This window comes from Nonomuraea sp. NPDC001684 (assembly GCF_053596515.1).
This window is the reverse complement of the sequence record NZ_JBSFGJ010000676.1, coordinates 1-3496: the sequence shown is the minus strand read 5'-3', so window position 1 is coordinate 3496 and position 3496 is coordinate 1. Positions and strand designations below refer to the sequence as shown.

The window sequence follows — 3496 nt, the reverse complement described above, 5'->3', positions numbered from 1 at the left end:
ATCGAGAACCGCCCCCTCGCGCCGGCGGGGCCGCCGACGACGTGTTCCGTCCCGCATCCGGCCGCGCACGCCGCCGCGCCCAGGGTCCATGCCAAGAACCGCCGACGACGCATCCGCCCTCCCCCGACCTTCGCGAGTACCGCTATTACCCAAAGTTATTGACAGTTCACTCGCTGTTACACATCGGGATACGGTTAACCGAAATTTCGGCGTATGCCGGAGTCAGTCCTGCTTCGTGGCCACCCCGGCCATCAGGGACGAGGGCAGCGACCAGTCCCCCACCAGCTTGGGCCGGTCCGGCCGCCAGTCCACGGCCTGCACCAGGCCGGGCGGGTCGAGCGCGAAGCCGCCGAAGAACGCGCGGATCTCGGCCGGGCTGCGGTCCGCCCCGCCCGAGCCGGACGAGCCGCGGCGGCCCCCGCGCGGGTTCTCCTCGTCCGACAGGCGTCCCATCGAGGTGGCGTGCGAGATCACCAGACGGCTGCCGGGCGCGACCGCCTCGCGCAGCGCCGCCACCGCGCCCTGCGGATCGGCCGCGTCGGGCAGGAAGTGCAGGATCGACACCAGCACGATCGCGACCGGCCGCGACAGGTCCAGGAACCGGCCCGCGCGGGCCAGCACCTCCTCGTGGTCGAGCAGGTCGGCCTCCAGGAAGGCGGCCCTGTCCGCCCCGGCGAGCAGGGCCCTGGCGTGCGCGGCGACGACCGGGTCGTCGTCGACGTAGACGACCCTGGCCGCCGGCGCGACCTCGTGCACGCTGCCCTGCGTCGGCAGCCCGCTGCCCAGGTCGATGAACTGGGTGATCCCCGCGGCGGCGACGTAGCGCACGGCACGCTGGAGGAAGGCCCGGTTCGCGCGGGCCAGCGGGACCGCCTCCGGGACCAGCTCGGCGAGCTGGTCGATCGCCAGGCGGTCGACCGCGAAGTTGTCCGTCCCGCCGAGCATGTAGTCGTACATGCGTGCGAGATTCGGAGTGTGGGGGTCGAACTGCCGCACAGTAATGAATTTATGTGGTACGCAGCCGGATAACACTACCCTGCGAGGATTGTGGCTGAATTTATTCCACAGTCACGCTCTTGGCGAGATTGCGAGGCTTGTCCACGTCCCTGCCGAGGGCGACCGCCGCGTGGTAGGCCAGCAGCTGGAGCGGGATCGTCAGCAGCATCGGGTCGAGCTCGATCTCGTTCTTCGGGATCACGATCACGTCGTCGGCCAGCTTGGCGTCGGGCTCGCGGTGGCCGACCATGAGCACCTGGCCGCCGCGGGCGCGGATCTCGCCGAGCGTGGTGAGGTTCTTGTCGAGCAGCTCGTCGTCGGGGACGATCGCGACCGTCGGCATGTCCGGGCCGATCAGCGCGAGCGGGCCGTGCTTGAGCTCGCTGGCCGGGTACGCCTCGGCGTGCACGTACGAGATCTCCTTGAGCTTCTGCGCGCCCTCGCGGGCCACCGGGTAGCCCCTGACCCGGCCGACGAACATCATGCTCGGGTGCTTGGCGTACTTCTGCGCCAGCTCGGCGATCTTGTCGCCCTGGGCGAGGATCTCCTCGATCTGGCCGGGCAGCCGGCGCAGGCCCTCCACGATGCGCCGCCCGTCGGCCGGCGACAGGTCGCGCACCCGGCCCAGGTGCAGCGCGAGCAGCGCGAAGGCGACCGAGGTCGAGGTGAACGCCTTGGTCGAGGCGACCGAGACCTCGGGCCCGGCGTGCAGGTAGATGCCGCCGTCGACCTCGCGGGCGATGGCGCTGCCCACGGCGTTGACGATGCCGATCACCCGGCCGCCCTTGCGCTTGAGCTCCTGGACGGCGGCCAGCGTGTCGTAGGTCTCGCCCGACTGGCTGATCGCGACGTAGAGGGTGTCGGGGTCGACGACGGGGTTGCGGTAGCGGAACTCGCTGGCCGGCTCGGCGTCGGCCGGGATGCGCGCCAGCTCCTCGATGAGCTGCGCGCCGATCTGCCCGGAGTAGTACGCCGACCCGCAGCCGATGATCTTCACCCGGCGGAACGAGCGCGTCTCGCGGGCGTCCATGTTCAGGCCGCCGAGGTGGGCGACGTGGAAGCGCTCGTCGAGGCGGCCGCTCATCGTGCGGGTCATCGTCTCGGGCTGCTCGGAGATCTCCTTGAGCAGGTAGTGCTCGTAGCCGCCGGTGTCGTAGTGGCCGGCGTCCCAGTCGACGGTCAGCGGCTCCTTGGCGGTCTCGCGGGCGTCGCTGGCGAAGGTGTGGAAGCCGTCGGCCTTGAGCACGGCCAGCTCGCCGTCCTCCAGGTGCACGACCTGGCGGGTGTAGCGGACCAGGGCGGCGACGTCGGAGGCGGCGAACATCTCCTTCTCGCCGATGCCGAGCACGATCGGGCTGCCGTTGCGCGCCACGACCACCTCGCCCGGCCGCTCGGCGTCGATCACCGCGATGCCGTACGTGCCGACGATGTTCTTGAGCGTCTTCCTGACCGCCTCCTCCAGGGAGTCGTTCTCGTCGGCGGCGCGGGCGATCAGGTGGGCCAGGACCTCGGTGTCGGTCTCGGACAGGAACGTGACGCCGTCGGCCTCCAGCTTGGCGCGCAGCTCGCCGGCGTTCTCGATGATGCCGTTGTGCACGACGGCGATGCGCTGGTCGGCCGACAGGTGCGGGTGGGCGTTCTCGTCGCTGGGCACGCCGTGGGTGGCCCAGCGGGTGTGGCCGATGCCGTGGTTGCCCTTGAACCGCACCGGCACGACCTTGGCCAGGTCGGCGACCCGGCCCTTGACCTTGCGTACCTTGAGTCCCTTGTTCGACACCACGACCCCGGCGGAGTCGTAGCCCCGGTACTCAAGCCGCTGCAGCCCTTCCAACAGGATGGGCGCCGCGTCCTTGGGGCCCACGTAGGCCACGATTCCGCACATCGAGGTCTCCTCTTATCCGTAGACGATCCTGCGGAGCTGCCGCAGCGACAGCTCTGGTGCCGCTACCCGGCGTGCGGGTAACTCGGCGGCGATCCGGGGGAAGATCTCGTCGTTGGTCAGGCCGCGGGCCTTGAGCTCGCCGTGACGGCGGCGTACGAACTCCTCGACCGGCTCGGAGAAGTACGACAGCACGTCGGCGACCACGCGGGCCGCCTCTCCCGGATCGAGCGCGCTCGTCCGGGTGAGATGGGCGATGAGGTCTTCGTAGGGATGCCGCGCCGTGGACACAGACGAGGACATTACGCATCTGGAGCGAGACACGCCAACATCCTGCCCGGAATCGGGCAGGATTTAACTCCAGAGCGCTATCACTTCTCTCCTGCCGGTCGTCGAGAGGCTGGCGCGGCGGATCCCGCGGTGCTCATCCGTAACATTCGACCCGTCTGACACATCCCTTTCTGGGAATGGTTACGGTCGGTGATCGAGTAGTGCCGTTCCGTGGGGAGATGTCATGCAGCTTCGGCTTGCCGCCGTCCTGGCCACCAGCTTTTCCGCCGGTGTCTGCGCCTTCGACGGCGCCCCGCCCGTACCGGCCGCGCCCCCCGACAAGGGCGGCAC

General features: G+C 69.8%; 3 protein-coding genes. All 3 read right to left on the bottom strand.

Going from position 1 to position 3496, the window contains the following annotated elements; all coding sequences use genetic code 11:
- Positions 1-222: 222 nt before the first annotated feature.
- On the bottom strand, positions 223-996 hold the full coding sequence (locus ACWCSD_RS49900; protein WP_397163965.1) for an SAM-dependent methyltransferase: 774 nt from the start codon (positions 994-996) through the stop codon (positions 223-225).
- 61 nt (positions 997-1057) lie between these two features.
- On the bottom strand, positions 1058-2878 hold the full coding sequence (glmS, locus tag ACWCSD_RS49895; RefSeq protein ID WP_387664761.1) for a glutamine--fructose-6-phosphate transaminase (isomerizing): 1821 nt from the start codon (positions 2876-2878) through the stop codon (positions 1058-1060).
- A gap of 12 nt (positions 2879-2890) precedes the next feature.
- Positions 2891-3166: a hypothetical protein gene (locus tag ACWCSD_RS49890; RefSeq protein WP_449926432.1), complete on the bottom strand. Its 276-nt coding sequence runs from the start codon at positions 3164-3166 to the stop codon at positions 2891-2893.
- Between the last annotated feature and the right edge of the window lie 330 nt (positions 3167-3496).